The 999-nt window shown below is 61.3% G+C and carries 1 protein-coding gene; it reads right to left on the reverse strand.

Going from position 1 to position 999, the window contains the following annotated elements; genetic code table 11:
- The coding region (gap, locus tag RY831_RS33015) for a type I glyceraldehyde-3-phosphate dehydrogenase (RefSeq protein WP_326510505.1) at window positions 1–995 on the reverse strand (995 nt) is incomplete at its 3' end.
- Window positions 996–999 lie beyond the last annotated feature (4 nt).

The following is a 999-nucleotide window of genomic DNA, read 5'->3' on the forward strand; positions in this document are numbered from 1 at the left end:
AGCGCCATGGTGGTGTCGAGCATGCGGTTGGAGAAGCCCCACTCGTTGTCGTACCAGGATGAAACTTTCACCAGGCGGCCGGACACCTTGGTCAGTGTCGCATCGAAGTTGCTCGAGGCCGGGTTGTGGTTGAAGTCGACCGAGACCAGCGGATCGGTGTTGTAGGTCAGGATACCTTTGAGCGCGCCGTCGGCGGCTTCCTTCATGATCGCGTTGATTTCATCGACTGTCGTGTCGCGCGCTGCGACGAAGGACAGGTCGACGATGGAGACGTTGATGGTCGGCACGCGGATCGCGAAACCATCCAGCTTGCCGTTGAGTTCCGGCAGCACCAGGCCGACCGCTGCGGCGGCGCCGGTCTTGGTCGGGATCATCGACTGGGTGGCGGAACGGGCGCGGCGCAGGTCTTCGTGCATCACGTCGGTCAGCACCTGGTCGTTGGTGTAGGCGTGGACGGTGGTCATCAGGCCGTTCACGACGCCGATCTTGTCATGCAGCGGCTTGACCAGCGGCGCCAGGCAGTTGGTGGTGCAGGAAGCGTTGGAGATGACGGTGTCGGATGCTTTCAGCACGTTCTGGTTGACGCCGAATACCACGGTGGCGTCGACATCCTTGCCGCCGGGCGCGGAAATGATGACCTTCTTGGCGCCGCCCTTCAGGTGGGCCGATGCCTTTTCCTTGGTGGTGAAGAAGCCGGTGCACTCGAGCACGACGTCGACGTTGAGCTCGCCCCACGGAATTTCAGCCGGATTGCGCTGCGCGAAGACCTTGATCTTGTCGCCGTTGACGATCATGAAGTCGCCGTCGACTTCGACCGTGCCGGGGAACTTGCCATGGGCCGTGTCGTAGCGGGTCAGGTGGGCGTTCGACTGGGCATTGCCGAGGTCGTTGATGGCAACGATCTGGATGTCATTCTTTTTGCCGCCTTCGTAGTGGGCACGAAGGATGTTGCGGCCGATACGGCCATAGCCGTTGATTGCGACACGAATTGTCATGGTT

The organism is Noviherbaspirillum album, assembly GCF_035916955.1.
Taxonomy (GTDB): domain Bacteria; phylum Pseudomonadota; class Gammaproteobacteria; order Burkholderiales; family Burkholderiaceae_D; genus Noviherbaspirillum; species Noviherbaspirillum album.